The sequence below is a fragment of the Streptomyces sp. NPDC057307 genome, assembly GCF_042667665.1.
GTDB lineage: Bacteria > Actinomycetota > Actinomycetes > Streptomycetales > Streptomycetaceae > Streptomyces.
Map to the genome: position 1 here is coordinate 17955 of NZ_JBHUZM010000060.1, position 25282 is coordinate 43236.

Consider the following 25282-nt stretch of genomic DNA (forward strand, 5'->3'; position numbering starts at 1 on the left):
GTGACCCAGAGCATGGGTCAGCGACTGCCACAGAATGACAAACACGAGTGATCGCTCGCATAAATCAAGAATGCGAGCGAGGGCTCGCGTTTGTCAACCGCAGTCAACCGATCGAGGGATCCTGGGAGTTCACGTGCCTGAAGCGAGGAGAGGCGGAGCCGTGAAGCGAGGCGTCCGGGACAGCGCGGCCAAGGGCGGCGGCTCCGCCGACGACACGGGCAAGCCACGGCGCCGCCAGGCCCGCGGCGAGCGCCGTATCGCGCAGCTCCTCGAAGCCGCGGGCCGCGTCTTCTGCACGACCGGTTACACGGCGGCGAGCACCAACTCCATCGCCCGCGAGGCCGGCGTCTCACCCGGCACGCTCTACCAGTTCTTCCCGAACAAGGAAGCCATCGCCGTCGAGCTGGGCGACGTCCTCCTGAACCGCTGGCGCACGACGTACGGCCAGGCGTTCACACCCACCCACCTGGATCTGCCGCTCCCCGAGATGCTGGACGCCGTCCTCGACCCACTGATCTCGTTCAACTGCGAGAACCCGGCGTTCGCCGTTCTCATGCACGGCTCCGAGATTCCGGGGCGGGTGACGGAGGAACACGACGTCCTGCACTCCACCCTGCTCAGCCGGGTCGAGGAGATCCTGGGCGGCTACCTCCCCGACACCCCCCAGGCCGAGCGCACCAGGACGGCGGAGTTCATCTTCGTCCTGTTCAAGGGCGGTCTGGATCTGATCCTTTCGCACGAGGGCGAGGAGCGGGACGCCTACATCGGGGAGCTGAAGAGCGCCATGTTCCGCTACGTGGCCCCCCTCGTCGGTGACGCGGCCCCTCACTGCCGCCCCCAGCAGGAGACGGCAACACCGGATTCCTGACTTCACACGAGGAGCACACGCCGCGATCCCCGACTCGCATTCATACCCCCTAGGGGTATAGTCTGTCGCAGGTCAGGGTGGAGCGGCTTATCGCCGCCCTCTGACACCCCTTGTTTCGCACGCCCGCCCCGGAGGAGAACGCCATGACCGCAGAGACGAAGATCGAGACGGCGACCGCCCAGACCGCCGGATCCTGCTGCTCGCCGACCGGCTCCTGCCACGACGGCGCCGCCGAGACGGCGACGGGCGCCGTGACGACGGTGTACGCGGTCACCGGCATGACCTGCGGCCACTGCGAAGGCGCCGTCTCCGGCGAGATCTCCGCACTGAAGGGCGTCACGTCGGTGAAGGCCGAGGCCGCCACCGGCCGGGTGACCGTGGTCTCCGAGGCCCCGCTCGACGAGAGCGACGTGCGCGCGGCGGTCGACGAGGCGGGGTACGAGCTGGCCGGCCAGTCCTGATCGATCTCATCACGGGGCCGTACGCGACCGGGTTTTTCTCCCGGTGGCGTACGGCCCTTCCGTCACTTCGGCCACCTGAGCCACAACAGACCTGCTCAGCCCCACGATCGGCGGGCAGAACGACGGGATTTTCATCTGTTTTCGTAGTAACCAACAATTTGCGGCCCCGCTCCTTCACATGAGGCACAGGACCTTCACAAAGAGATCTAGATCACATAGATTTAGGGGTAACCATCCGGGCAGCTCGCGAGTCTAAGAGGCGATGCCGAGAACGTCTTGGGGGACGTTCATGAGATGTCTTGGGGGATGTCTCAGGCAAGCGTTGGCCGGGGGACGTGCAACTGGGGAGCTTTGAGCGGCCCCCCTGGTTCGTACGGACCCCGGCAGACCGCGTGAAACTGGCTTCTGCCGGCAACCGCAGACGCCCGGCCCGGATCCCGTGGGGGGAATCCGCACCGGGGATATGGGAAGCGCCCCGCTATACCGACCCGTGGGGGGATCGGGAAGCGGGGCGCTTTCTGTTGCGCTCGGGTGGTGTCCGGCTCGCGGCGCCGACGGCGTGACCGCGAGGACCGTCCGGTCGAAGGCTCAGCGGCTCTCGACAGGGACGAAGTCGCGCAGGACCTCGCCGGTGTAGATCTGGCGCGGGCGGCCGATGCGGGAGCCAGGCTCCTTGATCATCTCGTGCCACTGGGCGATCCAGCCGGGCAGCCGGCCGATCGCGAAGAGCACGGTGAACATCTCGGTCGGGAAGCCCATGGCCCGGTAGATCAGACCCGTGTAGAAGTCCACGTTCGGGTAGAGGTTGCGCGAGACGAAGTAGTCGTCGGAGAGCGCGTGCTCCTCCAGCTTCAGCGCGATGTCCAGCAGCTCGTCGGACTTGCCGAGCGCCGAGAGGACATCGTGCGCCGCCGCCTTGATGATCTTCGCCCGGGGGTCGAAGCTCTTGTAGACGCGGTGGCCGAAGCCCATCAGACGGACGCCGTCCTCCTTGTTCTTCACCTTGCGGATGAAGGAGTCGACATCGCCGCCGTTGGCCTGGATGCCCTCGAGCATCTCCAGCACCGACTGGTTGGCGCCACCGTGCAGCGGGCCCCACAGGGCGCTGATACCGGCGGAGATCGAGGCGAACATGTTCGCCTGCGACGAGCCGACCAGCCGCACGGTGGAGGTCGAACAGTTCTGCTCGTGGTCCGCGTGCAGGATCAGCAGCTTGTCGAGAGCCGAGACCACGACCGGGTCCAGGTCGTACTCCTGGGCGGGGACCGAGAAGGTCATGCGTAGGAAGTTCTCGACGTACCCGAGGTCGTTGCGCGGGTAGACGAAGGGGTGTCCGATCGACTTCTTGTACGCGTACGCCGCGATCGTGGGCAGCTTGGCGAGCAGCCGGATCGTAGAGAGGTGGCGCTGCTGCTCGTCGAACGGGTTGTGACTGTCCTGGTAGAACGTCGACAGCGCGCTGACCACGGAGGACAGCATCGCCATCGGGTGCGCGTCACGCGGGAAGCCGTCGAAGAACCGCTTGACGTCCTCGTGCAGCAGCGTGTGCTGGGTGATCTCGTTCTTGAAGGACGACAGCTCGTCGACCTTGGGAAGTTCACCGTTGATGAGCAGGTAGCCCACCTCGAGGAACGTCGAGCTTTCGGCAAGCTGCTCGATGGGGTAACCGCGGTACCGGAGGATGCCCTGCTCACCGTCGAGATAGGTGACGGCGGATTTATAGGCGGCGGTATTGCCGTAGCCGCTGTCCAGAGTCACCAGGCCGGTCTGGGCCCGCAGCTTCCCGATGTCGAAGCCCTTGTCGCCGACGGTGCTGTCGATCACCGGGTAGGTGTACTCGCCATCGCCGTACCGCAGTACTACAGAGTTGTCGCTCACGTCATCCCTCACCGACGTAGTGCCTCTTCTTCGAGGTGCCCTGACTGTCTCTACCATCCCCCATTTGGCTCAGGAGAGTGCACTCGGGGTCGACCATTAGGCCTATTCGCGGCACTGAGTGCCGCCAACTTTCACATCCTGCCCCCTTCGCCCCGGTTCCGAAAGTCCGGGGTGGGCATTGGCTCCGCCGGACACTCCCCTGGAGGGGTCGGCTCACCCGGAGTCGGCGCGTCGCCCCGGCCCTGTTTCGGCCCGTGTCCCGGTCAGAAACCGCCGGCCCGGAGGCTGCCCGACAGCCGGTGGTCGAGGGCGGTGAAGCGGCGGCCGGCGGAGACCGTACGGACGGCCTGGCCTATCGCCTTCCGGGAGCCGACCAGGACGACGAGCTTCTTGGCCCGGGTGACCGCCGTGTAGAGCAGATTCCGCTGGAGCATCATCCAGGCGCCGGTCGTGACCGGGATGACCACGGCCGGGTACTCGCTGCCCTGCGAGCGGTGGATCGTCATCGCGTACGCGTGCGCCAGCTCGTCCAACTCGTCGAAGTCGTACGGCACCTCCTCGTCCTCGTCCGTCCGCACCGTCAGGCACTGGTCGTCCAGGTTCAGCGAGGTCACGACCCCTACCGTGCCGTTGAAGACCCCGTTCTGCCCCTTGTCGTAGTTGTTGCGGATCTGGGTGACCTTGTCGCCGACGCGGAAGACGCGGCCGCCGAGCCGCTTCTCGGGCAGCTCCGGCCGGGCGGGGGTGATGGCCTGCTGGAGCAGGCCGTTGAGGGTGCCCGCGCCGGCCGGGCCCCGGTGCATCGGGGCCAGCACCTGGATGTCGCGCCGCGGGTCGAGTCCGAAGGTGGCCGGGATACGGCGGGCCGCGACATCCACCGCGAGCTTCCCGGCCTCCTCCGTCTCGTCCTCCACGAAGAGGAAGAAATCACTGAGGCCCTGGGTGATGGGCTGGACCCCGGAGTTGATGCGGTGCGCGTTGGTGACCACACCCGACTGCTGGGCCTGCCGGAAGATCCGTGTCAGACGCACCTGGGGCACGGGACCACCGTCGGCCAGCAGGTCCCGCAGCACCTCTCCCGCTCCCACCGAGGGCAGCTGGTCCACGTCACCGACGAGCAGCAGATGTGCACCGGGTGCCACCGCCTTGACGAGCTTGTTGGCGAGCAGCAGATCCAGCATGGACGCCTCGTCCACCACGACCAGATCGGCGTCGAGCGGCCGGTCCCTGTCGTACGCGGCGTCCCCGCCCGGTTTGAGTTCCAGCAGCCGGTGGACCGTGGACGCCTCGGCGCCGGTCAGCTCGGCGAGGCGCTTGGCGGCACGGCCGGTGGGCGCGGCGAGCACCACCTTCGCCTTCTTGGCCCTGGCCAGCTCCACGATCGAGCGGACGGTGAAGGACTTTCCGCAGCCCGGCCCGCCGGTCAGGACGGCGACCTTACGAGTGAGGGCGAGCCGCACCGCCGCCTCCTGCTCGGGCGCCAGCTCGGCTCCTGTGCGGCCCGCGAGCCAGGGCAGGGCCTTCTCCCAGACGACGTCCTGGAAGGCGGGCATCCGGTCCTCCCCGGCGCGCAGCAGCCGCAGCAGCTGGGCGGAGAGGGACAGCTCGGCGCGGTGGAACGGCACCAGATACACGGCGGTGACCGGCTCGCCCCCGTCAGGGCCCGGCACCTTCTCCCTGACGACGCCCTCGTCCTCGGCGGCCAGCTCGGCGAGACAGTCGATGACCAGGCCGGTGTCGACCTGGAGGAGCTTCACCGCGTCGGAGATGAGCTGCTCCTCGGGCAGGAAGCAGTGGCCCTGGTCGGTGGACTGGGAGAGCGCGTACTGCAGTCCGGCCTTGGCGCGGTCCGGGCTGTCGTGCGGGATGCCGACGGCCTGGGCGATGCGGTCGGCGGTGAGGAAGCCGATGCCCCAGACGTCGGCGGCCAGCCGGTAGGGCTCGTTCTTCACGACGGAGATCGAGGCGTCGCCGTACTTCTTGTAGATGCGGACGGCGATCGAGGTGGACACACCGACGCCCTGAAGGAAGATCATGACTTCCTTGATGGCCTTCTGCTCCTCCCAGGCGGCGCCGATCAGCTTCGTCCGCTTGGGGCCGAGGCCGGGGACCTCGACGAGCCGCTTGGGCTCCTTCTCGATGATCTCCAGGGTGTCGACGCCGAAATGCTCGACGATCCGCTCGGCGATGCGCGGGCCGATGCCCTTGATCAGACCGGAGCCGAGATAGCGACGGATGCCCTGGATGGTCGCGGGCAGGACCGTCGTGTAGTTCTCCACCGTGAACTGCTTGCCGTACTGGGGGTGCGAGGCCCAACGGCCCTCCATGCGCAGGGACTCCCCCGGCTGCGCGCCGAGCAGCGAGCCGACCACGGTGAGCAGATCGGCGCCCCGGCCGGTGTCGACGCGGGCGACCGTGTAGCCGTTCTCCTCGTTGCTGTACGTGATCCGCTCAAGAACGCCTTCGAGCACGGCCAGATTGGACATGATCCGACGCTACCGTCCGGGTACGACAGCGGGCCCGCCCTGTGGACAACTCCCCGTCGCACAGGGCTTCGACGGAGCGCCGGACAGCTTTAGGGGCCCGGTCCACTGGACCGGGCCCCACGCGCTCCCCCCTCCGACACAAAGCTTCCCGATCCCCCCGGACCCCTCCCCGGAAGCCTTGATGCCATGTACGACCGACATCACCGCGAAAGGGTTGCACGATTGCGGGCAGTTATTTTTTTCTGCCATCAGAAATCGCGATACAAGATGACAGAAGTAACCATTTCCCCACGAGAGAGGCTTCGTCGCGACAGGCCGGCTTCCCTTACAGCGCATGCCTCACATACCGCGCCGCGACGTCGGCCAGCAGCTCCGCTCCGTCCCGCACCCACAGGGTGTCGTTGAAGAGTTCGACCTCGATCGGGCCGTCGTACCCGGCCGCGTCGACACGTTCGCGCCATACCCGCAGGTCGATCGCGCCGTCACCGATGAGGCCGCGTCCGTTCAGCACTCCGGCGGGCAACGGGGTCGTCCAGTCGGCCAGTTGGAAGGAGTGGATCCGGTCCGCCGCCCTGGCGATGGCCGCCGGGGCCCGGTCGTCCCACCAGACGTGGTACGTGTCCACGACGACCCCGACCTGCTCGGCGGGGAAGCGCTCCGCGAGTTCCAGCGCCTGGTCGAGCGTGGAGACGACACAGCGGTCGGAGGCGTACATCGGGTGCAGCGGCTCGATCGCCAGCCGTACCCCGCGCTCCCCGGCGTACGGCGCCAGGACCGCGAGAGCGTCCGCGATCCGCTCACGCGCCCCGTGCAGATCGCGGCTGCCGGCCGGCAGCCCTCCCGACACCAGGACCAGGGTGTCGGTGCCCAGGGTGACGGCCTCGTCGATCGCCGCGCGGTTGTCGTCCAGGGCGTCGGCCCGTGCCGCGGGGTCGCTCGCCGTGAGGAAACCGCCCCGGCACAGGGTGGTGACGGCGAGCCCCGCGTCGCGTACGAGCTTGGCCGCGGCCTCCGTGCCGTACGCCTGCACCGGCTCCCGCCACAGCCCCACGCCCGGCACACCGAGTCGCACGCACGCCTCGGTCAGCTCCGGGAGGGTGAGCTGTTTGACCGTCATCTGATTGATGCTGAAACGGCTGAGGTCGCCCGGCAGTCCGGTCGCGCCCGTGTCGGGCACGTCGGACGCCTCAGTCACTTCGGTCACGTCGATCGCCTCGTTCGCATCCGTCACTGGTCCACTCCGTACACGCCGAGCAGGGACTTCATCCGGGCCTCGGCCGCCGCCGGGTCCGGGAACAGGCCCAGCCCGTCGGCCAGTTCGTACGCCCGCGCCAGATGCGGAAGCGAGCGGGCCGACTGGAGGCCGCCGACCATGGCGAAGTGGTCCTGGTGCCCGGCCAGCCAGGCGAGGAACACGACCCCCGTCTTGTAGAAGCGGGTGGGAGCCTGGAAAAGATGGCGGGACAGTTCGACCGTGGGATCGAGCAGTTCCCGGAAGCCCTTCGCGTCACCCGTGTCCAGGACGCGTACGGCTTCGGCGGCCACCGGCCCGAGCGGGTCGAAGATGCCCAGCAGCGCGTGGCTGAAGCCGCGTTCGTCGCCCGCGATCAGCTCGGGGTAGTTGAAGTCGTCGCCGGTGTAGCAGCGGACGCCCTGCGGCAGACGCCGGCGCAGCTCGACCTCGCGACGCGCGTCCAGCAGCGAGACCTTGATCCCGTCGATCTTGTCCGGGTGTTCGGAGATGACCTGGAGGAATGTCTCGGTGGCCGCGTCGAGGTCCGTGCTGCCCCAGTAGCCCTCCAGTGCCGGGTCGAACATCGGGCCGAGCCAGTGCAGCACGACGGGCTCGTCCGCCTGCCGCAGCAGATGGGCGTAGACGGCCAGATAGTCCTCGGGGCCCTCGGCCGCGGCGGCCAGCGCGCGTGAGGCCATCAGGATGGCCTGGGAGCCGGTCTCCTCGACGAGCGCGAGCTGTTCCTCGTACGCCGCCCGCACCTCCTCCAAAGAATGCGCTCCCGGCGTGAGTTGGTCGGTGCCCACCCCGCACGCGATCCGGCCGCCGGTGGACCGCGCCTCCGCCGCCGAGCGGCGGATCAACTCGGCCGCACCGGCCCAGTCCAGGCCCATGCCGCGCTGCGCGGTGTCCATGGCCTCGGCGACCCCGAGGCCGTGCGACCACAGATGGCGGCGGAAGGCGAGCGTGGTGTCCCAGTCGACGACGACCGGCGCTCCGGGGCTGCTGTCCGCGTACGGGTCGGCGACGACGTGCGCGGCGGAGAAGACCGTACGGGAGACGAGAGGGGCGGCGTCGGCACCCTGTGTGGTGAAGGCGGCCGGTTCGCGGCGCGGCCGGTAGGCGCGCAGTCGGCCGTCGGCGTCCGGGAGCCGGAGCCCCTGCCCCGGCTTCCTTACGGAGGGCGTGTCGGGCGCCGGGGAGGGTGTGGTTCGGGCGGTCACAGCGAGAGCTCCGGTACGTCGAAGCGGCGTCCCTGCGCCGAGGACTTGAGCCCGAGTTCCGCGAGCTGTACGCCGCGCGCGCCGGCGAGCAGGTCCCAGCGGTACGGCTCGCCGAGCGTGATGTGGCGCAGGAACAGCTCCCACTGGGCCTTGAAGCCGTTGTCGAACTCGGTGTTGTCCGGGATCTCCTGCCACTGGTCGCGGAAGGACTCGGTGGCGGCCAGGTCCGGGTTCCAGACGGGCTTGGGGGTGGCGCTGCGGTGCTGGACGCGGCAGCGGCGCAGTCCGGCCACCGCCGAGCCGTGTGTGCCGTCGACCTGGAACTCCACGAGTTCGTCCCGGTTGACCCGCACCGCCCAGGAGGAGTTGATCTGCGCGACGATGCCGCCCGCCAGCTCGAAGATCCCGTAGGCGGAGTCGTCGGCGGTCGCCGCGTACGGCTTGCCCTGCTCGTCCCAGCGGCGCGGGATGTGGGTGGTGATGTGCGCCGAGACGGAGTTGACCCTGCCGAACAGCTCGTGCAGGACGTACTCCCAGTGCGGGAACATGTCGACGGTGATGCCGCCGCCGTCCTCGCTCCGGTAGTTCCAGGACGGGCGCTGCGACTCCTGCCAGTCACCCTCGAAGACCCAGTAGCCGAACTCGCCTCGTACGGAGAGGATCTCGCCGAAGAAGCCGCCGTCGATGAGGCGCTTCAGCTTCAGCAGGCCGGGAAGGAAGATCTTGTCCTGGACGACGCCGTGCTTGATGCCGGCGCTCTGGGCGAGGCGGGCGAGATCCAGGGCGCCTTCGAGGTCGGTCGCGGTCGGCTTCTCCGTGTAGATGTGCTTCCCGGCGGCAACGGCTTTCTTGATGGCCTCGACGCGCGCGGAGGTGACCTGCGCGTCGAAGTAGATGTCGACGGTGTCGTCGGCGAGGACGGTGTCGAGGTCGGTGGACCACTCGGTGAGGCCGTGGCGTTCGGCGACCTCCCTGAGGGCGTGCTCACGGCGGCCGACGAGTACGGGCTCGGGCCAGAGCACCTCACCGTCGCCGAGGTCCAGTCCGCCCTCTTCGCGGATCGCGAGGATGGAACGCACCAGGTGCTGTCGGTACCCCATCCGCCCCGTGACGCCGTTCATGGCGATCCGCACTGTCCTGCGTGTCACGAAGTTCCCTCCATACGGCCGTAGCAAGCGCTTTCTATAGGGTATGAAGCTAGCCTGCCGAAAGCGACCGGACAAGGGTCCGGCGCCGATCTACTCCCTCACCCACCTTTCGGAGGAACAGCCGATGACAGTCACCCTGGCCGATGTGGCGGCCCGCGCCCGGGTGTCGCCCGCCACTGTTTCCCGCGTGCTGAACGGCAACTACCCGGTGGCCGCATCCACCAGGGAGCGCGTACTGCGGGCCGTGGACGAGCTGGACTACGTGCTGAACGGACCGGCCAGCTCCCTCGCCGCCGCCACGTCCGACCTGGTCGGGATCCTGGTCAACGACATCGCCGACCCGTTCTTCGGGATCATGGCCGGGGCCGCGCAGACCGAGATCGGCGGCCAGGAGGGAACGGGCCGGGCCGGTGGCGAGAAGCTCGCCGTCGTCTGCAACACAGGCGGCTCCCCCGAGCGGGAACTGACCTATCTCACCCTCCTCCAGCGCCAGCGGGCCGCCGCCGTGATCCTCACCGGTGGCGCCCTCGAAGACCCCACCCATATCGCGGCGATGTCGGCCAAACTGACCAAACTCGCCGACGCGGGGACGCATGTGGTGCTGTGCGGGCGGCCTCCACTGCCGGGCAGCAGCGCGGTCGTGGCCTCGCTGGCCTTCGACAACCGGGGTGGCGGGCGGCGGCTCACCGAGCATCTGCTGGCACTGGGGCACCGCAGGATCGGATACGTCGCCGGCCCGGCCGAGCGCACCACGACCCGGCACCGGCTGGAGGGCCACCGGGCAGCGCTGACCGCCGCGGGGCTGACGGACGACCAGGGTCCGCTGACGGTGCACGGACCTTACGACCGGCGCTCGGGGTACGAGGCGACGCTCGAGTTGCTGCGGCGCTCGCCGGACCTGACGGCGGTGGTGGCCGCGAACGACACGGTGGCGCTCGGCGCGTGCGCGGCGGTGCGCGACCAGGGCCTGCGCATTCCGCAGGACATCTCGGTGGCGGGCTTCGACGACCTGCCGTTCTCGGTCGACGCGGTGCCGGCACTGACGACGGTGCGGCTGCCCCTGTACGAGGCGGGGGCGCGGGCCGGCCGGCTGGCCATGGGGACCGAGGCTCCGCCGCCCGGCGGGATCACGACGATCGCCGCGGAGTTGATGGCGCGGGCTTCGACGGCGCCGCCGCGGGGCTGAGGGGCCGCGGGGCTGCCGGCCTGAGGGGCTGTGGGGAGGTCATGGGCTCGGGCGGGCGCCTGCGCGCGGGTGTGCGCGCGCATTCGCGCACACACCCGCGCGCACTCGCGGGCGCGGATTTAGGGGTCCGGGGCAGGGACGGGGGGCGGGTTCACCCGATCGAGTGTCTTGCCGATCTTGGCGACCCCGGCGTACCGTTGACTGAGTCAAGGAAATTGATCGAGGGAGAGGTCGGGGGACCATGACCATTCAGGAGATTCGCGCGTTCAACCGCTTCTACACCAACCTCATCGGCGCGCTGAATTACAGCAAGCACCTCTACACGCCGTACACGCTGACCGAGTCACGGCTGCTGTACGAGCTGGCGCACACGCCACGTACGGACGCCGCCGAGCTCCGTGCCGAACTGTCCCTGGACGCGGGCTATTTGAGCAGAATGCTCACCAAGTTCGAGCGGGAAGGACTGGTGGAGCGCGCCCCCTCGGAGCACGACGCCCGGCGGCAGCGGATCACACTGACACAGCAGGGGCGCGGGACCGCCGCGCTGCTCGACGAGCGATCGCGCGAGGCGGTCGGCACACTGCTGGACCGGGTCGAGCCGGACAAACGCCCGCGTCTCGTGGAGGCGTTGCGGACGGCCAGGGAAATACTGAGCGCCGACGAGACGGCCGCCGCCGGTCCCCGGGCGTCCGCCCGTCGCGACGGGCCCGTGCTGCGCGAGCCGGTCCCCGGCGATCTGGGCTGGATGGTGCAGCGGCACGGCGCGGTGTACGCGGCGGAGTACGGATGGAATGCCACGTTCGAGGGCCTGGTCGCCGGGATCGTCGCCGACTTCGCGGCGGAGCACGACGAGCGGCTGGAGCGGGTGTGGATAGCCGAGCTGGACGGCCGGCCGGTGGGTTCGGTGATGTGTGTACGGGACGAGGCGCCCGACACCGCGCGGCTGCGGCTTCTGCTGGTCGAACCGGAGGCACGCGGGCACGGCCTGGGTGAGCGAATGGTCGAAGCGGTTGTGGATTTCGCCCGCGATGCGGGGTATCGGGAGGTGGTGCTGTGGACCAACGACGTCCTGATCGCTGCCCGGAAGCTCTACGTGCGGGCGGGGTTCACCCTCGTCGCCGAGAAACCGCACCGTTCCTACGGAGCGGACCTGGTCGGCCAGGACTGGCGGCTCCCGCTTGTCGACGAGCCCGTCGCGGGCTCTCTCTCGTGAAAGGAAACGCGAAGTGAAATTCGCCTTCTCGACCCTCGGTGTCCCTGGCCTTCCCATCTCCGAGGTCGTCGCCCTCGCCAGTCGGACCGGCTACCAGGGTGTGGAGTTGCGCGCTCACCCGGAGGAGCCCGTACACCCCGGCATCGACGCGCGGGAACGGGCCGCGGTGGTGGACGAGTTCAAGCGTCGTGGGGTCGAGATCCTCACGGTCGCCGGCTATGTGCGGGTGGCCGCCGAAGGCGGTGACGAGGAGCAGTTGCGCCAGGAGCTCGACGAACTGATCCTGCTGGCGCGCGACCTGGGCGCGTCGTACGTACGTGTCTTCCCGGGCGGTGGCGACCAGGACCCCGAGGCCGCCGACGCGACGGCCGCCCGCCGGCTGGCCGCGGCGGCGCCGCTCGCCGCGGAGTCGGGGGTGCGGGTCCTGCTGGAGACGCACGACTCCCACCGCACGGGGGCGGACGCCATTCGCGTCCTCGGTCTTGTCGGGCACAAGCAGGTGGGTGCGCTCTGGGACGTGATGCACACCTGGCTCGGTGGTGAACGCCCCGTCACCAGTCATGCGTCACTATCGCCGCACCTCGGCTACGTGCAGGTGAAGGACATCGCGTCGGCGGAGGACACCACGCCGTTGGCGCTGGGCGCCGGGGTACTGCCGTTGGGCGAGTGTGTCGGCCTGTTCGCCGGGGACGGGGACGACGGGTGGCTCTGCTGGGAGTACGAGAAGCGCTGGTACGCGGACGCGGCGGACCTTCCCGACCTGCTGATCCCGGGGCGCGAGTATCTGGAGGCGCTGCTGGCCCGGGGGCACTGACGGAGGCCGGGTCGGGAGGCCCGAGGCTCCAGGTCAGGGCTGCTGGGGCTTGCGGGCCAGTAGGTGGGCCTGTGGGACCGCCGATGACAACTGGTGCCTGTAGGGCTCGCGCACGAGCCGGGCGGTCACCTGGAAGCCGGCCTGGCTCAGCAACTCGGTGACGCGGTCGGGGGACAGCCTGCGGAAGTCGAGGAAGACGGGGTGGCCGAAAGCCTCGTCGAAGTGCAGAGGCTCGTCGCCGACCTGGAAGGCGACCAGCAAATGGCCGCCGGGGGCAAGCACCCGGTGGAACTGTGCGAAGACGAGGGGCAGTCGCTCCGGCACGATGTGAATGATCGAGTACCAGGCGACGGCGCCGGCGAGGCCGCCGTCCGGCAGATCCAGGTCGGTCATCGAACCTTCCTCGAACCGCAGCTCCGGGAAGGTCCGGCGGGCCAGCGCGACCATCGCGGGCGACAGGTCGATCCCGGAGATGTCGAGGCCGAGTCCGTGCAGATGGGCGGTCACCCGGCCGGGGCCGCTGCCGATCTCGACGACGGGACCCGAGCCGTCGGCCTGTATGTACTCGGCGAAGGTGCCGAGCATCGCCCGTCCCAGCGGGTCGGCATCCAGGGCGGATCCGAAGCGCTCGTCGTAGTCGACGGCGATGGCGTCGTAGCCGGCTCGGGTGTCGCGGAGATAGGAGGGTTCAGGTTCGGTCATGGGCGAGGAGGTTAGCCGCCCGCCCGGTGGCCGTGGATGAGGGGGGTGGGTCCGTGCGGCTGCCTCCCCCGTACCCCGGCGACGTCAGCACGACGCCGCCCACCCAAGGGAGAACGGCGCCACCGACGACGCCGGGGAGCGGCGGAGTCCGACAACGAGGCCCGGCTTTCTCCGTGCTTACCGCACCTTCTTGATGAAAACGGCGGAATCTTCGCTTCCCGGGAACTTCACGAGTCGTCCATCCGTCCTAATCCACGTGCTCCCGTCGACTTTCCGCAGCGCGGTGTCGGCCCTCGTGCTCACTGGCAACGATCGCTGACTCCCCTCTCCAGGCCGTCTGCGGCCGGGCAGCACACCGCCACCGGTGCGCCCCCCTTGTTTGCGCCGGTGGCGGTCCCGTGCTCACGGGCCTGCGGATTACGGGCTACTGACGCAGCGTCGGCATCCGCTCCAGGTCCTGCTTGTCGAGCTTCGCGTCGAACGTCGCCAGCGGCTTCGCCTTCGCGGCGTCCTGCTGAACGGCGGCCGGTGCGACGTCCGCCCAGGCGAGGATCCTGGCCGTGGCCTTCGCGTTCTCGTCGGCCACCAGACCGGCGACGTTGGCGCCGTGGTTGGCGCCCGGCGCGGTGAACACATAAGTGTCCTTCGTGCCGCGGCCGGGACGGAAGCGCTCGGCGCCCCACGGGTCGTTCTCGCCGTAGACGAACATCATCCGGTTCGCGTTGTGGCGGACCCAGTTGTCGACGGACGGCATCTCCCACGGCCTGAACTTCATGGGGATGTCGCGCGGGACGAAGTTCCGCGGCGGCTGGTAGCCGTAGCGGCTCAGATTGCCCAGGTGGGGCAACTTGACGGTGGGCGCGCCCAGTTCGGTGCCCGCCTGGTAGTAGTACGGCGTGTACCCGGCGAGGCCCTGGTCGGTGTAGAAGGAGAAGCCGGAGATCGCGTCGATGATGTTGTAGATCTCCTCGTCCGACGCGGTGGCCGGCGGGATGTCCGCGCAGTCGGCTTCCAGGCTGTACTGCCAGAAGGCCCAGACGAAGTCGAGCACCACCGCTTCGTACGCCTTGTCGAGCGTGCCGACGGTGGTGAACGTCGCGCCTTCCGCCTCGGCCCACGTCTCGTACATCTTCTCCAGCGGCTCACGCCTGACCAGCGCCTCGCGCTGCACGGCGTTGAGCTTGGCGCGGCACTCCTCCGTGCCGACCTGCTCGAAGAAGCGGTCGTAGGCGGAGTCCTCCTTGTTCACCACGTCGTTGGGTGCGACATAGGCGACGACGCCGTCCATGTCCCGCGGGTGGAAGCGCTCGTAGTACGTGGCGGTCATGCCGCCCTTCGAGCCTCCGGTGGCGAGCCACTTCTTCGGATAGATCTTCTTCAGCGCGCCGAAGATCCGGTGCTGGTCGGCCGCGGCCTGCTCGTAGTCGAGCTTCGACCAGTCGGCCGGGTCGGGCCGGGACGGCGTGAAGAAGCGGTACTCGAGCGAGACCTGGTTGCCGTCGATGATCCGTGTCGGCTCACTGCGGCTCGGGTTGGTGGACACGCCGTACCCGCTCGTGAAGAACACGGTGGGGCGGCTGGTGTCCTTGTGCAGCAGCGTGAGGCGCTGCTTGAAAGTACCCTTCGACGGTCGTTTGTGGTCGACCGGCTGGGTGTAGTTGAGGACGAAGTATCGGTAACCGGGGTACGGCTTCTCCTCGATCAGGCTCATCCCCGGGATGGCGAGGATCTGGTCCTTGATGTCGGGGGCCGCGGATCCCGCGTTCCCGTCGGCGGCGGTTGCCGCACCGGCCGTGCCCAGCGTGCCGACGAGCAGCACGAGCGACAGCAGCCATCTCAGCGCCTTGCGCATTCACACTCCCTGTGTTCATGACAGACGCCCGCGAACCTAGCCGGGGAGGCACCCGCGCCGCCAGCCCCCACGAGGCGGCCGCACCCGGATGGCGCCTCCCGCCCGCCGCTCACCCGCCCCGGCCGAGCGGACACGAACGGGGCGTGACCGAGCCATTGAGGGAGCACGAAGCGGGCGAGGAGAGACCATGAAGCGGGCGCGAAGAGAGCCTGGAGAGGGCGTGATGGAAGCCCCGGCGGAGAAAGCGGAACCGGACGTCGGTCCTTCGGAGCGCAATTCCGGGCCCTCCCGGAGTGGACTCGCCCACCTCCACGGACGCTTAACACGGCGTACACAACAAGGGCATGGCCTTTCCTCCCCGTAACCGGCGCGGCGCCTTGCCATGACCGGAATACCGCCTTCCCACTCGCGCCTCGGACGCCTTCCGTCCAGCCATTCGGCCGTTTATCAACCCGCCTCGCGACGGCCTGAATTGGTTGCCCCGGGATCACTTCCCCCGGCACGGGATCCGGCCTCCGAGCGGCACGTACGACCCTCGCGACGGGTCCCGAGGAGCACCCGACCGTGTCCGCCGCGTGTCCGGCGGACACCCTGCCGAGGTACCCAGTCGCGACGTTCCGGACATCACCGAATCGCGAAGACTCATGAGAACCTCAAATGGATGCTGTGATCTGCGTCACATATTTTGGGCGTGTCGCACTACCCCCGAAGGCCCTGCGAGAAGGCGGAAAAGTGAGCTGAGAGACCGTGCGGGCACCCTCCGGATCGCCCGGTGACGAGTCGACAGCACAGGGCGATCACATCCCGCGCTGTTCACCCCACCCGCCGGACCGTTTGAACATACGGAGTGGAGGCGAGATGGAGGGGTGTCATGGCCACGGGTGGCCGACGCCTCACCCAGCTCGAACACGGGGGAGACAACTCCCGCGGCACGGGCGGACGGATCGGATTACCACTCCGGTCCTATGACTGAAGATGACTGAAACGGGGGCAGGAATTGGCTGACGTATAGACCGGAAATCCGTACTTCCCGGACCACGCTCGATCGAACCTGCGAGAGCAGCTCTTCCGGCGGCAGCACTGTGAACGAGCTTGTTGTTTCAGGCCGTCGAGCACCTCGGAATCCGGCGCCTCACCGCCGGACGACCGTGAGGTTGATACAGGTGAATCCACGAAGTGTCCTCAGAGCCCCCCACCTCGGACTGGAAAACGATCACTTGAGAATCCTGCAACTCGTCTCGCAGGGCTGCACCATGGCGCAGGTCGCACGCCGGATGGGAATGAGCGACCGCACACTGCGCCGCAAACTGCGGACCATATGCGAACGCGTCGACGTCGAAACGCCGATCGAAGCGGTCGTGTGGGCCGTACGGCGAAGAATCGTCTGAGCCTCGTCGAGTCGGTCCGATCGTCCGGTCCATTCGCCCGGTCCTTTCGTCCGGTCCAATGGCCCGACGCCCGTGCGACAAGCAGCACGCGGTACCGCATCACGCGGTACACGCGGGCGACGAGAATAGATAATTCTCGGTTCGGGTGAGCAGGTCCACGAGCGGCGGTGTCGCGTGACGGTTAGCGGAGGAATCGTCACCGGCCGCCGTTCGTCGGCCCGCGACACCTCGTGACGCTCCACGCGGGACGGTTTTCCCTGCTGACCCGCGTGGCGGCGGCACCACGACGGTCCAGCCACGGCCCGCCAACAGCCCGACGGCGGCTCGCGCTCCGGACGCGCTTCCGGCGGCCCCCGGCGGGTCCCCGGGGACGGCCGCGCACAGCCCGTCCGGGACTGCGCGGCAGTCCCGCACGTTACCCACCGCGCCCCGCCCTAGCCGGGGGTGGCCGATGGCGGTCAATTCGTTGTCCGCCGACGGCGTCCCGCGATAGAAAACGGCTGTGGCAGGCGAAAAGATTCAATACCCGCAGGGCCGGTCTTCCGCGTCGGCTGTCGACAGTCCCGTGGACGCATCGGTCGAACAGCTCCTCGTCCAGCTCCACTTGGGTTCACTCAACGCCTCGGAGGTCTTCTCCTATCCGGGCCGCAACGACAACTGGTCCGGTGTCACCGACACCGGCAATGCCGTATTCGTGAAGCGCCTCAAGGGGAATCCCAAGGAATCCCTGAAGCGCTACCAGCGGCTGATGTCATTCGAGCGCCTGATGAATCGCGGCAGTTCCCCCTTCCCTCGCCCCGAATTCCTGGGCGGTGACGAGGAACAACGCCTCCTGGTCTTCGGCATGCTCGACGACATCCGGTCGGGCAGTGAGCTGGCCGCGGAGGAGGAGTTCACCGAGGCGACGTCCGCCGAGGCCGGCCGGACGGTGGCCGCTCTGCATCAACTTCCCTTCCTGCCGGAGGACTTCCCCGACCCGGATCCGCACCCGTACCCGCCCGTCGAGGACCTGCGGGCGCTGCCGCTGGAGCACTACGTCAACGCCACGGGCGCGTTCATCCAGGGCTGGGGGCTGCTGCAGCGCGACGCCGCGCTGCTCGACGGGCTCGAACGGCTCCGGGCGACCGAGGCCGACGCGGCGCGCGTGCCGATCCACGGCGATCTGAGGCTGGATCAGTTCCTGGCCACCGAGAGCGCGTTGTACGTGAACGACTGGGAGGAGTTCCGGCTCGGCGATCCGGCGCGTGACGTCGGGGCGTACGTCGGCGAGTGGCTGCACCGCGCGGTACTGCGGATCCCCTCGCAGGAGGCGGAGGACGCCTTCTCGGCGACCCTCACCCATGAGGAGGTCGTGGCGCGCGGCAGCGAGGAGCTGAACCGCGTACTGCCGCTGATCGCCGCGTTCCACCGCGGCTACCGCGAGGGCGGCGGCCCCGACGACGACGGGCTCGTCGTGCGGGCCACGTCGTACGCCGGCTGGCATCTGATCGACCGGCTGATCGCCTCGACCAAGGAGAACGGCCGCCTGTCGGCCATCGTCCGGGCGGCGGCGGGGATCGGCCGGACAGCGCTACTTGACCCGCGGAGCTTCGTCTCCACGGTGGGACTCGGGGAGGCCGCATGAGCACGGTCACAGGCACGGAGACAGCCGCTGAGACAGCCGCGGCGGAACGAGCCGCATCCGCCCCGCCACTCCTCTCCGCCGGTCTGCGCGACGCGATCGACACGGTCCGTATCGCGGCGGACGGCCGGACCGCCTGGGTCGGCGACGACGAGATCACGGCCGAGTCCCCGCCGGCGATGCGCTTCACGCTCGCCCGCACGCTGTACGAAGTGCTGCACACCGGACGCGGAATACGCGACCGCAAGGCCCCCAAGACACTGCGCGCACCGGAGTACGAGACCCGGATCGCCGAGGCGACCCCCCACCCGGCGACCGTCGCGCCCGCCGTCCTCACCGAGCGGCGGACGGCCGCCGGGCGGCGCGTGGTGGAGATCGACGGTCTGCGCCTGGGCGTGCCCGACTCGGTGTCCCTGCGGGAGACCGGCCGTACGGTCGGCGATCCGGCGCGCCCCGTGGTCCTGATGACCCTCCCCTCCGCCCGCCCGCTGATCTCGCCCGGCTTCTTCCTGGTGGACAGCGGCAAGGGCCGTACCGGCGGCGGCGATCTGCTGCGCATGTACCTGCGGGTGGCCGACGCCGAGCAGGGGCCGGCCCTGTGGAACGCGGTGCTGAGCACGCTGGAGAGCCGGTCGGCGATCTACCGGGCGAAGATCATCTCGAATCCGGCCAGCCTGCCGCGGAACGACGGCATGGTGGTCTATCTGAGTTCCGAATCCTGGGGCGTGGTCGACGCGTTGACCGAGAGCGCGCTGGCCACCGGGCTGCCGGACGGCCCGTCCCCCGCGTTCGCGCATGTCGTGGCCCCAGGTGTGACGGCCGCGTGGGAGCCGAAGGACGACCGGGCCGGGATGCGCGGGCTCAGTTTCGGTGAGCACCGCGCGCATGTGGTGGCCCGTGCGTTCGTGGCCGCCGCCGAGCAGGGGCGCGAGCGCCCGACCGTCGCCGAGCTGTCGGCGGCCTGCGCCGCGGCGAACGTGGACCCCGCCGACCCCGCCCGGAACCTCGACTCGGCGGCCTGGCCCTGGACACACGCAACCGTCACCGGCAAAGCCACCACCGACCGCGCCCCCGACTCCACGACCACCGACTCCACGACCGCCGACGCCGGGGACGCCGCCGCGCCCTGAACCGTCGGCCGTGCGACCGAAAGTGACCGGATGTAACCGCAAGCTGGAGGAGAACCACCACCATGGCCAAGGCAGAACCACGTCCGGCCGGCACCGACGAACTGCGCGTCTTCGCCCAGCTCCTGGAGGGCCGGAAGACCGCCGTCGCCGGTGCGGTGGTGATGAGCATGCTCTCCGCCGTCGCCACGCTCATGCTCCCCCTCCAGGTCCGTGACCTGGTGGTGGCCCTGGGCCAGGACGAACAGCCGATCCGCCCGATGCTCCTGATGGCCGGTCTGGCACTCGGCGCGGGTCTCACGTCGGCGATCGGTTCCTTCCTGCTCGCCCGCGCCGGTGAGGCCCTGGTCTCCGAGGCCCGGTTCCGGATCGCCGCGCACATCCTGACCCTGCCGCTGCGGCGCGTACGGCGCGAGGGAGCCGGCAATCTGGTCGCCCGCGCCAGCTCCGACAGCTCGCAACTGCGCTCCGTGGTGGACGTCGGCGTGGCGCAGATCCCGTCGTCCCTGTTCCTGGCCGTCGGCACGCTGATCGCGATGGGACTGCTGGACTGGGTCCTGCTCCTGGTCGTCCTGGCCACCTTCACCGTCGCCGGTCTCGGCATCTGGGCCTGTGTACGGGCGATTCGCAGCGGGGTCGAGCGGCAGCAGAACGCCATCGGCACCATGTCGCAGCAGATGACGGCGGCCGTGCTGTCACTGCCCACGGTCAAGGCGTTCCTGGCGGAGCGTCAGGTGGCGTCCTCGCTCGGCGACAGCGTGGACGACGCCCGCAAGGCCGCCGTGTCCGTGGCGCGCGTGAGCGCGCTGGTCGGTCCCACGATGCAGTTCGGGCAGCAGTTGTCGATCGTCGCGGTGATGGTCGTCAGCGGGGCGCGGCTGGCCTCCGGGGATCTGAACATCGGCGAGTTCGCCGCCTTCATCGTGTATCTGCTGCAACTGGTCTCGCCGCTCACCCTGTTGGTGTCGGGCTTCGCCCGGATGCAGGCCGGTCTGGCCGCGCGTGGCCGGCTGAACAGCGTGCTCATGATCCCGTCGGAGAACCCGGGCGCCGCCACTCCGGTCGAGCCCTCCCCCACCGCGCCGGCCGTGGAGTTCGACCAGGTGTCGTACGTGGACGGTGGGCGCACCATCATCCACGAGGCGTCCTTCGCGGCGCCCGCGCGCGGCCTGACCGCCGTCGTCGGTCCCTCGGGCGCCGGCAAGACGACGCTGCTGGGCCTCACGGAGCGTTTCCTGCTGCCCGACTCGGGCCGGATCTCGCTGTGCGGTTTCCCGGTCGAGGAGTGGCCGCTGGACCAGTTGCGCGGTGAGATCAGCTATGTCGACCAGAGCTTCACCCTCGTCGAGGGCACGGTGCGCCAGAACCTCCAGCTCGGCCGGGACGCCGACGTACCGGAGGCGGAGCTGTGGCAGGCGCTGGAGACCCTCGGGCTGCGCGGCGCCGTGGAGGCGCTGCCGGACGGCCTGGACACCGAACTGGGCCGCGCCGAGGACCTGTCGGGCGGTCAGCGGCAGCGACTGGCGGCCGCCCGTGTGCTGCTCCGGGACACCCGCGTCGTCCTCTTCGACGAGCCGACGTCCCAGCTCGACAGCGAGAACGAGGAGCGGCTGCGCGCGCTGATGCGTGAACTCGCCGCCGAGCGCGCGGTGATCGCGGTCGCGCACCGCATCTCGACCGTGCAGGACGCCGATCTGATCGTGGTCGTGGACGAGGGTCATATCGTCGACCGGGGTACGCACGAGGAGTTGCTGACGCGCTCCGCGCTCTACCAGGAGCTGGTGCACGGCCAGACGCTGCGCGGCGGTGAGGGCCGGGGCGCGACCGCCGCCGCCCCGGCCGCCCCGGCGGCCCCCATGGACCCGGCGCTCGCGCCGGAGCCCGCCCCCGCTTCCGAACCCGCGCCCGTGGCGGGTTCGGGGGCGGGAGCGGCGGCCCGGTGACCGCCGGGGCCGGGGTGCCCGAACCGGTGGGCGCCCGGCGGCTGTTGGTCATCGGTACGGGGTCGGTGACCGCCGCCCATCTGCCGTTCTGGGCGAGCTGGCTGAAGATGGGGCAGCCCGGGGTGGAGGTGCGTTACGTCCTCACGGGGGCGGCCACCCGGTTCGTCACCCGCGAGGCGCTGGTCGCCATCGGTGGCTGCGAGGTGCTGGCGGACCGCTGGCCGGAGGAGCCCGAGGCGCGCGCCCGCCATGTGGATCTCGCGCAGTGGCCGGACGCGGTGGTGGTCCTGCCCGCGACGCTCAACTATCTGGCTCGGCTGGCACTCGGGCTCGGCGACTCGCCGTCGATGCTCGCGCTGCAGTGCACGGAGGCCGCGATCGCGCTGGCGCCCGCGCTGCCGCCCGGTGGCGCGCAGAGCGCGGCGTACGCGGAACACTCCGCGAAGCTCGCCGACCGCCGCAATGTGATCGTCGTCCCGCCGCATCCCGGCCGCAGTACGACCAGTGGCCGGCGCGAGGCGTGGGCGCCCGCGTCGTTCCCCGAAGTGCTGGCCGCCGCGGACCAGTTGCGCGCGGAGTTGGCCGTTGCGCAGGAGAAGCAGCAGGAGAAGCAGAGGGAGAGGGCATGACCACCGAAGCACCCCGGCAGACCGAGAACCGTACGAACGGCACCGCCGGCGCCAAGTCCGGCGCCGACGGCAAGGGCGGCAGCGCCGCCGGTGCCAATGGCAGGAGCAACGCCAACGGCAGCAGCGCGTACGGCGAGGCGCTGGCCGACGTCTACGACTCGCTCTACCCCACCTCCGGCCCGGCCATCGACTCCATGATCACCTTCCTGGAGGAGCTGCGCCCCGCACCCGCCTCACTCCTCGAACTCGGCGTCGGTACCGGCCGGTTGGCCATCCCGCTGGCCAAGCACGGCTATCGGGTGCACGGTGTGGACGCCTCCCCCGCGATGCTGGCGAAGCTCCACGAGAACGACCCCACGGGCGGTATCACCAGCTCGGTCGCCGACTTCAGCGCGCTGGTGGTGGAGGAGCGGTACGACGTGGTCCTCACCGCGCTCAACACGTTCTTCATGCTGCCCACGCAGGAGCTGCAGATCAGCTGTCTGCGGGGGATCCACGACGCGCTCGCCGACGGCGGGGTCGCGGTCTTCGAGACGTACAACCCGCAGAACTACCACCGCCTCTCCGAGGCGACGACGCAGATCGGTCATCTGGCCGCGGACGCGCTGCTGTTGGACACCATCCAGGTGAACCGGCAGCTCCAGTCCGCGCTGGTCGTCCACACGATCCTGGGCCCCGGCGGGCTGCGGAAGGTGCCGGAGGTCAGCCGGTACGCGTGGCCTGCGGAGTTCGACGTGATGGCCAGGCTCGCGGGGCTGCGCGTCACCGGCCGCTGGGCCGGCTGGGACCGGAGCGCGCTGTCCGAGCTGACGGAGAAGCACATCGTTGTGGTGGAGCGTCAGGACGCCTGACATCCTTGACGAAGTGATGTGTTAACGCAATACTTCGATGAGTTAACACATCAAGATCGTCATGACCATCGTCCTCACCGTCGGAAGGTACGGCACATGGCTGCGACAGCGCTGGAGGTCGACCGCGTACGGAAGAGCTACGGCAAGCGCCGAGCCGTCGACGACATGACCTTCGACATCCGCGCCGGTGAGCTTTTCGGCTTCGTGGGCAGCAACGGGGCGGGCAAGACCACCACGATGCGGATCATCCTCGGCGTCCTCACGCCCGACGCCGGGGAGGTCCGCTGGCTGGGCCGTCCCGTCGACTTCGCCGCCCGCAGGCAGTTCGGCTACATGCCCGAGGAGCGCGGTCTGTATCCGCGGATGAAGGTCGCCGAACACCTGCGGTATCTGGGCGAGTTGCACGGCATGTCGCGCGCCGCCGCACGGGCCGCGGCCGACCGTTGGATCGAGCGGCTGGAGGTCTCGTCGTACGCCTCCGAGGAGGTCCAGAACCTCAGCCTCGGCAATCAGCAGCGCGTCCAGCTCGCGGCGGCCCTGGTGCACGACCCGAAGGCGCTGGTGCTGGACGAGCCGTTCTCCGGCCTCGACCCGGTCGCGGTGGACGTGATGCGCGACGTGCTCGCGGAGAGGGCCGCCGAAGGCGTGCCCGTCATCTTCTCCAGCCACCAACTGGCCCTCGTCGAACGGGTCTGTCACCGCGTCGGCATCGTCGGCGGCGGGCGGCTCATCGCCTGCGGCACGGTGCGGGAGCTGAGCGAGAGCGCCGAGCGCCGGCTCCTGGTCGACGCGCCCGAGGCGGGCGAGCACTGGGCGGCGGGGCTGACAGGCGTGGAGGTCGTGAGCCGCGAGGGCACCCGGACCCGGCTCCGGCTGGCGAAGGGGGCGGACGACCAGAAGGTGCTGCACGCGGCGCTCGCGACGGGGCCGGTGTCCACCTTCGTATCCGAACAGCCGCCGCTGACCGAGCTGTACCGCGATCTGGTGACCAGAGACGACGCCGAGAGCACGGCGAAGGGCGCGGGCACGAAGGCCACGAGCACGGCGGGCACCGAGACCAAGGGCGGCGGGCGATGAGTACAGCGGCGCGGGCAGGTTCCGACACCGGCAACGGCACCGACGCCGACACGGACGCACACGCACCGGACGGCGGCGCGCCCGCCCCCGGCGGCGGCCCCTCCCCCGATCCGGGCGCGCTGTCGGCCCGCCGGGCGGTCGGCCTGGTCGCCAAGCGCGAGATCAACAGCAGGATGCGGACAAAGTCCTTCGTACTGAGCACGCTGGGACTGGTGCTCGGACTCGGCGTCTACACCCTGATCATCCTCTTCTCCAAGGAGGGGCCGACCAAGGTCGGTCTCGACCGGGACGCCGCGGCGATGCGCCCGATGCTCACGGCCGTCGCCGACCGGGCCACCGATCTCGACTTCGAGTTCGTCACCATCGACCGCGGCAACGGCAACGATGACGGTGACGGTGACGACGACCGCGCCGAGACGATGCTGCGCGACGGTGACGTCGCCGCCGTGATCAGCGGCGACTCGGCCACCGACGTCACCGTGACCGTCGAGCGCGAGACGAACGACGACCTGCTCGCCGTCGTGAACGCCGCGGTGGCCGAGGAGCGCACCACGCGGGAGCTGGAGCGCGAGGGCGTCGACCCGGTGGACTTCGCCGAGCGCGTGGGATCGTCGGCGGCGGAGACCAGAACGCTGGAGCCGTCGGGGAACAGCGCGGCGGAACAGTTCGCGCTGATTCTCGCCTCCACCGGACTGCTGTATTTCTTCTTCATCGTCTACGGGATCATGCTGGCGCAGGGCGTCGTGGAGGAGAAGACCAGCCGCGTGGTGGAGCTGCTGCTCTCCAGCATCCGGCCCTGGCAGCTCCTCGCGGGCAAGCTGATCGGTGTGGCCGTGGTCGGCGTGACCCAACTCGTCCTGCTCGGCGGGGCCGCGGTCGTGCTCGCCGAGGGCACCGGAGCCATCTCACTGCCGACGGCGGTGGCCGGGACGCTGGTGACGATGGGGGTCTGGTTCCTGCTCGGCTTCTTCCTCTTCGCCGCGATGCTGGCCGCCGCGGCGGCGCGCGTCTCGCGGCAGGAGGACCTGCAGTCGGTGGTGCAGCCGGTGATGGTGCTGATCACCACCCCGTTCGTGCTGGGCATATCCCTGCTGAGCAAGAACGCCCACGACCCGGTGATCGAGTGGCTGTCGCTCGTACCGCCGCTCAGCCCGATCCTGATGCCGGCACGCATGCTCCTGGGTATCGCGCCGGCATGGCAGGTGGCGGTGTCCCTGGTGCTTGCGGTGGCCGCGCTGGTGGGACTGACCCGTATCGCCGGGCGGATGTACGCCAACAGTGTGCTGCGCAGCGGCTCCAGGGTCCCGCTCGCCGAGTCACTTCGTCTGCGCTGAGGCACCCGGCCCCGCGCCCGATCCGAACCCGACACACCCAACACCGACACCGACACCGACACACCCAACCCCCCACACCCAACCCTCACCTCACTCAACGGGAGTACTCATGAGCACCGCAGTCTGGATCGCCATCGGCATCGCCCTCCTCGTCGCCGTCGTCGCCGGGATCAACAAGAGCCGGGGCTGATCTCCACGCAGTTGCCCGCACCACTGACTGAGGGGCCGGCGTTTCCGGGTGGCACCC

Annotated in this window: 20 protein-coding genes; 13 read left to right on the forward strand and 7 right to left on the reverse strand. The window is 69.6% G+C overall.

The genetic code is table 11. The annotated features are described in order from the left end of the window. Positions 1–133 precede the first annotated feature (133 nt). Positions 134–868 (forward strand): TetR/AcrR family transcriptional regulator, encoded by a 735-nt coding sequence (locus ACFUN8_RS20845; RefSeq protein WP_383639563.1) that lies wholly within the window; start codon positions 134–136, stop codon positions 866–868. Between the two features lie 143 nt (positions 869–1011). After that, on the forward strand, positions 1012–1329 hold the full coding sequence (locus ACFUN8_RS20850) for a heavy-metal-associated domain-containing protein (RefSeq protein WP_383639566.1): 318 nt from the start codon (positions 1012–1014) through the stop codon (positions 1327–1329). A 588-nt stretch (positions 1330–1917) separates the two neighbouring features. Here the strand turns inward: ACFUN8_RS20850 and ACFUN8_RS20855 are convergent. The 5 genes from ACFUN8_RS20855 to ACFUN8_RS20875 all read right to left on the reverse strand — a co-directional run bounded on the left by ACFUN8_RS20855 (position 1918) and on the right by ACFUN8_RS20875 (position 9298). Then, positions 1918–3207 carry a citrate synthase gene (locus ACFUN8_RS20855; RefSeq protein WP_382564490.1) on the reverse strand — a complete coding sequence of 430 codons (1290 nt, stop codon included), beginning with the start codon at positions 3205–3207 and terminating at the stop codon, positions 1918–1920. Positions 3208–3470: 263 nt separating this feature from the next. Continuing rightward, positions 3471–5693, reverse strand: a complete 2223-nt coding sequence (locus tag ACFUN8_RS20860; protein ID WP_383639570.1) for an ATP-dependent RecD-like DNA helicase — start codon at positions 5691–5693, stop codon at positions 3471–3473. Positions 5694–6018: 325 nt separating this feature from the next. Further along, positions 6019–6810, reverse strand: coding sequence for a sugar phosphate isomerase/epimerase family protein (locus ACFUN8_RS20865; RefSeq protein WP_383639616.1), 792 nt, complete (start codon positions 6808–6810; stop codon positions 6019–6021). A 110-nt stretch (positions 6811–6920) separates the two neighbouring features. Then, positions 6921–8150 (reverse strand): dihydrodipicolinate synthase family protein, encoded by a 1230-nt coding sequence (locus tag ACFUN8_RS20870; RefSeq protein ID WP_383639573.1) that lies wholly within the window; start codon positions 8148–8150, stop codon positions 6921–6923. Next, positions 8147–9298 (reverse strand): Gfo/Idh/MocA family protein, encoded by a 1152-nt coding sequence (locus ACFUN8_RS20875; RefSeq protein ID WP_383639576.1) that lies wholly within the window; start codon positions 9296–9298, stop codon positions 8147–8149. Before ACFUN8_RS20875 ends, ACFUN8_RS20870 begins: the two co-directional genes overlap by 4 nt. Positions 9299–9422: 124 nt before the next feature. Here ACFUN8_RS20875 and ACFUN8_RS20880 point away from each other — a divergent pair, with 124 nt between their 5' ends. The 3 genes from ACFUN8_RS20880 (at position 9423) to ACFUN8_RS20890 (ending at position 12511) form a co-directional block, all read left to right on the forward strand. Next, the gene (locus ACFUN8_RS20880; protein ID WP_382564498.1) at positions 9423–10484 is read left to right on the forward strand and encodes a LacI family DNA-binding transcriptional regulator; all 1062 of its coding nucleotides are present in this window, start codon (positions 9423–9425) and stop codon (positions 10482–10484) included. Between the two features lie 241 nt (positions 10485–10725). Continuing rightward, a complete protein-coding gene (locus ACFUN8_RS20885; protein WP_383639580.1) occupies positions 10726–11697 on the forward strand; it encodes a GNAT family N-acetyltransferase in 972 nt (323 codons plus the stop codon). 13 nt (positions 11698–11710) lie between these two features. Beyond that, entirely contained in the window at positions 11711–12511 is an 801-nt protein-coding gene (locus tag ACFUN8_RS20890) for a sugar phosphate isomerase/epimerase family protein (RefSeq protein WP_383639583.1), read from the forward strand. A gap of 33 nt (positions 12512–12544) precedes the next feature. On the opposite strand, the gene ACFUN8_RS20895 is transcribed toward ACFUN8_RS20890, so the two are convergent. Both ACFUN8_RS20895 and ACFUN8_RS20900 read right to left on the reverse strand, forming a co-directional pair. Then, entirely contained in the window at positions 12545–13213 is a 669-nt protein-coding gene (locus ACFUN8_RS20895; RefSeq protein ID WP_383639586.1) for a class I SAM-dependent DNA methyltransferase, read from the reverse strand. Between the two features lie 424 nt (positions 13214–13637). Further along, a complete protein-coding gene (locus ACFUN8_RS20900; RefSeq protein WP_383639589.1) occupies positions 13638–15065 on the reverse strand; it encodes a S28 family serine protease in 1428 nt (475 codons plus the stop codon). A gap of 1217 nt (positions 15066–16282) precedes the next feature. Here ACFUN8_RS20900 and ACFUN8_RS20905 point away from each other — a divergent pair. The 8 genes from ACFUN8_RS20905 (at position 16283) to ACFUN8_RS20940 (ending at position 25035) form a co-directional block, all read left to right on the forward strand. Next, positions 16283–16453 carry a LuxR C-terminal-related transcriptional regulator gene (locus tag ACFUN8_RS20905; RefSeq protein WP_242571732.1) on the forward strand — a complete coding sequence of 57 codons (171 nt, stop codon included), beginning with the start codon at positions 16283–16285 and terminating at the stop codon, positions 16451–16453. A gap of 565 nt (positions 16454–17018) precedes the next feature. Beyond that, entirely contained in the window at positions 17019–18077 is a 1059-nt protein-coding gene (gene lxmK, locus ACFUN8_RS20910; protein WP_383639592.1) for a class V lanthionine synthetase subunit LxmK, read from the forward strand. Next, the gene (locus tag ACFUN8_RS20915) at positions 18074–19204 is read left to right on the forward strand and encodes a T3SS effector HopA1 family protein (RefSeq protein WP_383639595.1); all 1131 of its coding nucleotides are present in this window, start codon (positions 18074–18076) and stop codon (positions 19202–19204) included. The genes lxmK and ACFUN8_RS20915 overlap by 4 nt, the downstream gene beginning before the upstream one ends. 62 nt (positions 19205–19266) lie before the next feature. Beyond that, entirely contained in the window at positions 19267–21144 is a 1878-nt protein-coding gene (locus tag ACFUN8_RS20920) for an ABC transporter ATP-binding protein (RefSeq protein ID WP_383639598.1), read from the forward strand. Next, positions 21141–21773, forward strand: coding sequence for a flavoprotein (locus tag ACFUN8_RS20925; RefSeq protein ID WP_383639602.1), 633 nt, complete (start codon positions 21141–21143; stop codon positions 21771–21773). The genes ACFUN8_RS20920 and ACFUN8_RS20925 overlap by 4 nt, the downstream gene beginning before the upstream one ends. Continuing rightward, positions 21770–22624, forward strand: a complete 855-nt coding sequence (locus tag ACFUN8_RS20930; RefSeq protein WP_383639605.1) for a class I SAM-dependent methyltransferase — start codon at positions 21770–21772, stop codon at positions 22622–22624. The genes ACFUN8_RS20925 and ACFUN8_RS20930 overlap by 4 nt, the downstream gene beginning before the upstream one ends. Positions 22625–22720: 96 nt before the next feature. Next, positions 22721–23701 carry an ABC transporter ATP-binding protein gene (locus tag ACFUN8_RS20935; RefSeq protein WP_383639608.1) on the forward strand — a complete coding sequence of 327 codons (981 nt, stop codon included), beginning with the start codon at positions 22721–22723 and terminating at the stop codon, positions 23699–23701. Continuing rightward, positions 23698–25035 (forward strand): ABC transporter permease, encoded by a 1338-nt coding sequence (locus ACFUN8_RS20940; RefSeq protein WP_383639611.1) that lies wholly within the window; start codon positions 23698–23700, stop codon positions 25033–25035. The genes ACFUN8_RS20935 and ACFUN8_RS20940 overlap by 4 nt, the downstream gene beginning before the upstream one ends. The last annotated feature ends 247 nt before the right edge of the window (positions 25036–25282 follow it).

Coding starts and splice junctions, on each gene's coding strand:
- ACFUN8_RS20850 (WP_383639566.1), top strand. CDS start 1,012: ATGACCGCAGAGACGAAGATCGAGACGGCGACCGCCCAGACCGCCGGA.
- ACFUN8_RS20860 (WP_383639570.1), bottom strand. CDS start 5,693: ATGTCCAATCTGGCCGTGCTCGAAGGCGTTCTTGAGCGGATCACGTAC.
- ACFUN8_RS20865 (WP_383639616.1), bottom strand. CDS start 6,810: ATGACGGTCAAACAGCTCACCCTCCCGGAGCTGACCGAGGCGTGCGTG.
- ACFUN8_RS20880 (WP_382564498.1), top strand. CDS start 9,423: ATGACAGTCACCCTGGCCGATGTGGCGGCCCGCGCCCGGGTGTCGCCC.
- ACFUN8_RS20885 (WP_383639580.1), top strand. CDS start 10,726: ATGACCATTCAGGAGATTCGCGCGTTCAACCGCTTCTACACCAACCTC.
- ACFUN8_RS20895 (WP_383639586.1), bottom strand. CDS start 13,213: ATGACCGAACCTGAACCCTCCTATCTCCGCGACACCCGAGCCGGCTAC.
- ACFUN8_RS20900 (WP_383639589.1), bottom strand. CDS start 15,065: ATGCGCAAGGCGCTGAGATGGCTGCTGTCGCTCGTGCTGCTCGTCGGC.
- ACFUN8_RS20915 (WP_383639595.1), top strand. CDS start 18,074: ATGAGCACGGTCACAGGCACGGAGACAGCCGCTGAGACAGCCGCGGCG.
- ACFUN8_RS20920 (WP_383639598.1), top strand. CDS start 19,267: ATGGCCAAGGCAGAACCACGTCCGGCCGGCACCGACGAACTGCGCGTC.
- ACFUN8_RS20930 (WP_383639605.1), top strand. CDS start 21,770: ATGACCACCGAAGCACCCCGGCAGACCGAGAACCGTACGAACGGCACC.
- ACFUN8_RS20935 (WP_383639608.1), top strand. CDS start 22,721: ATGGCTGCGACAGCGCTGGAGGTCGACCGCGTACGGAAGAGCTACGGC.
- ACFUN8_RS20940 (WP_383639611.1), top strand. CDS start 23,698: ATGAGTACAGCGGCGCGGGCAGGTTCCGACACCGGCAACGGCACCGAC.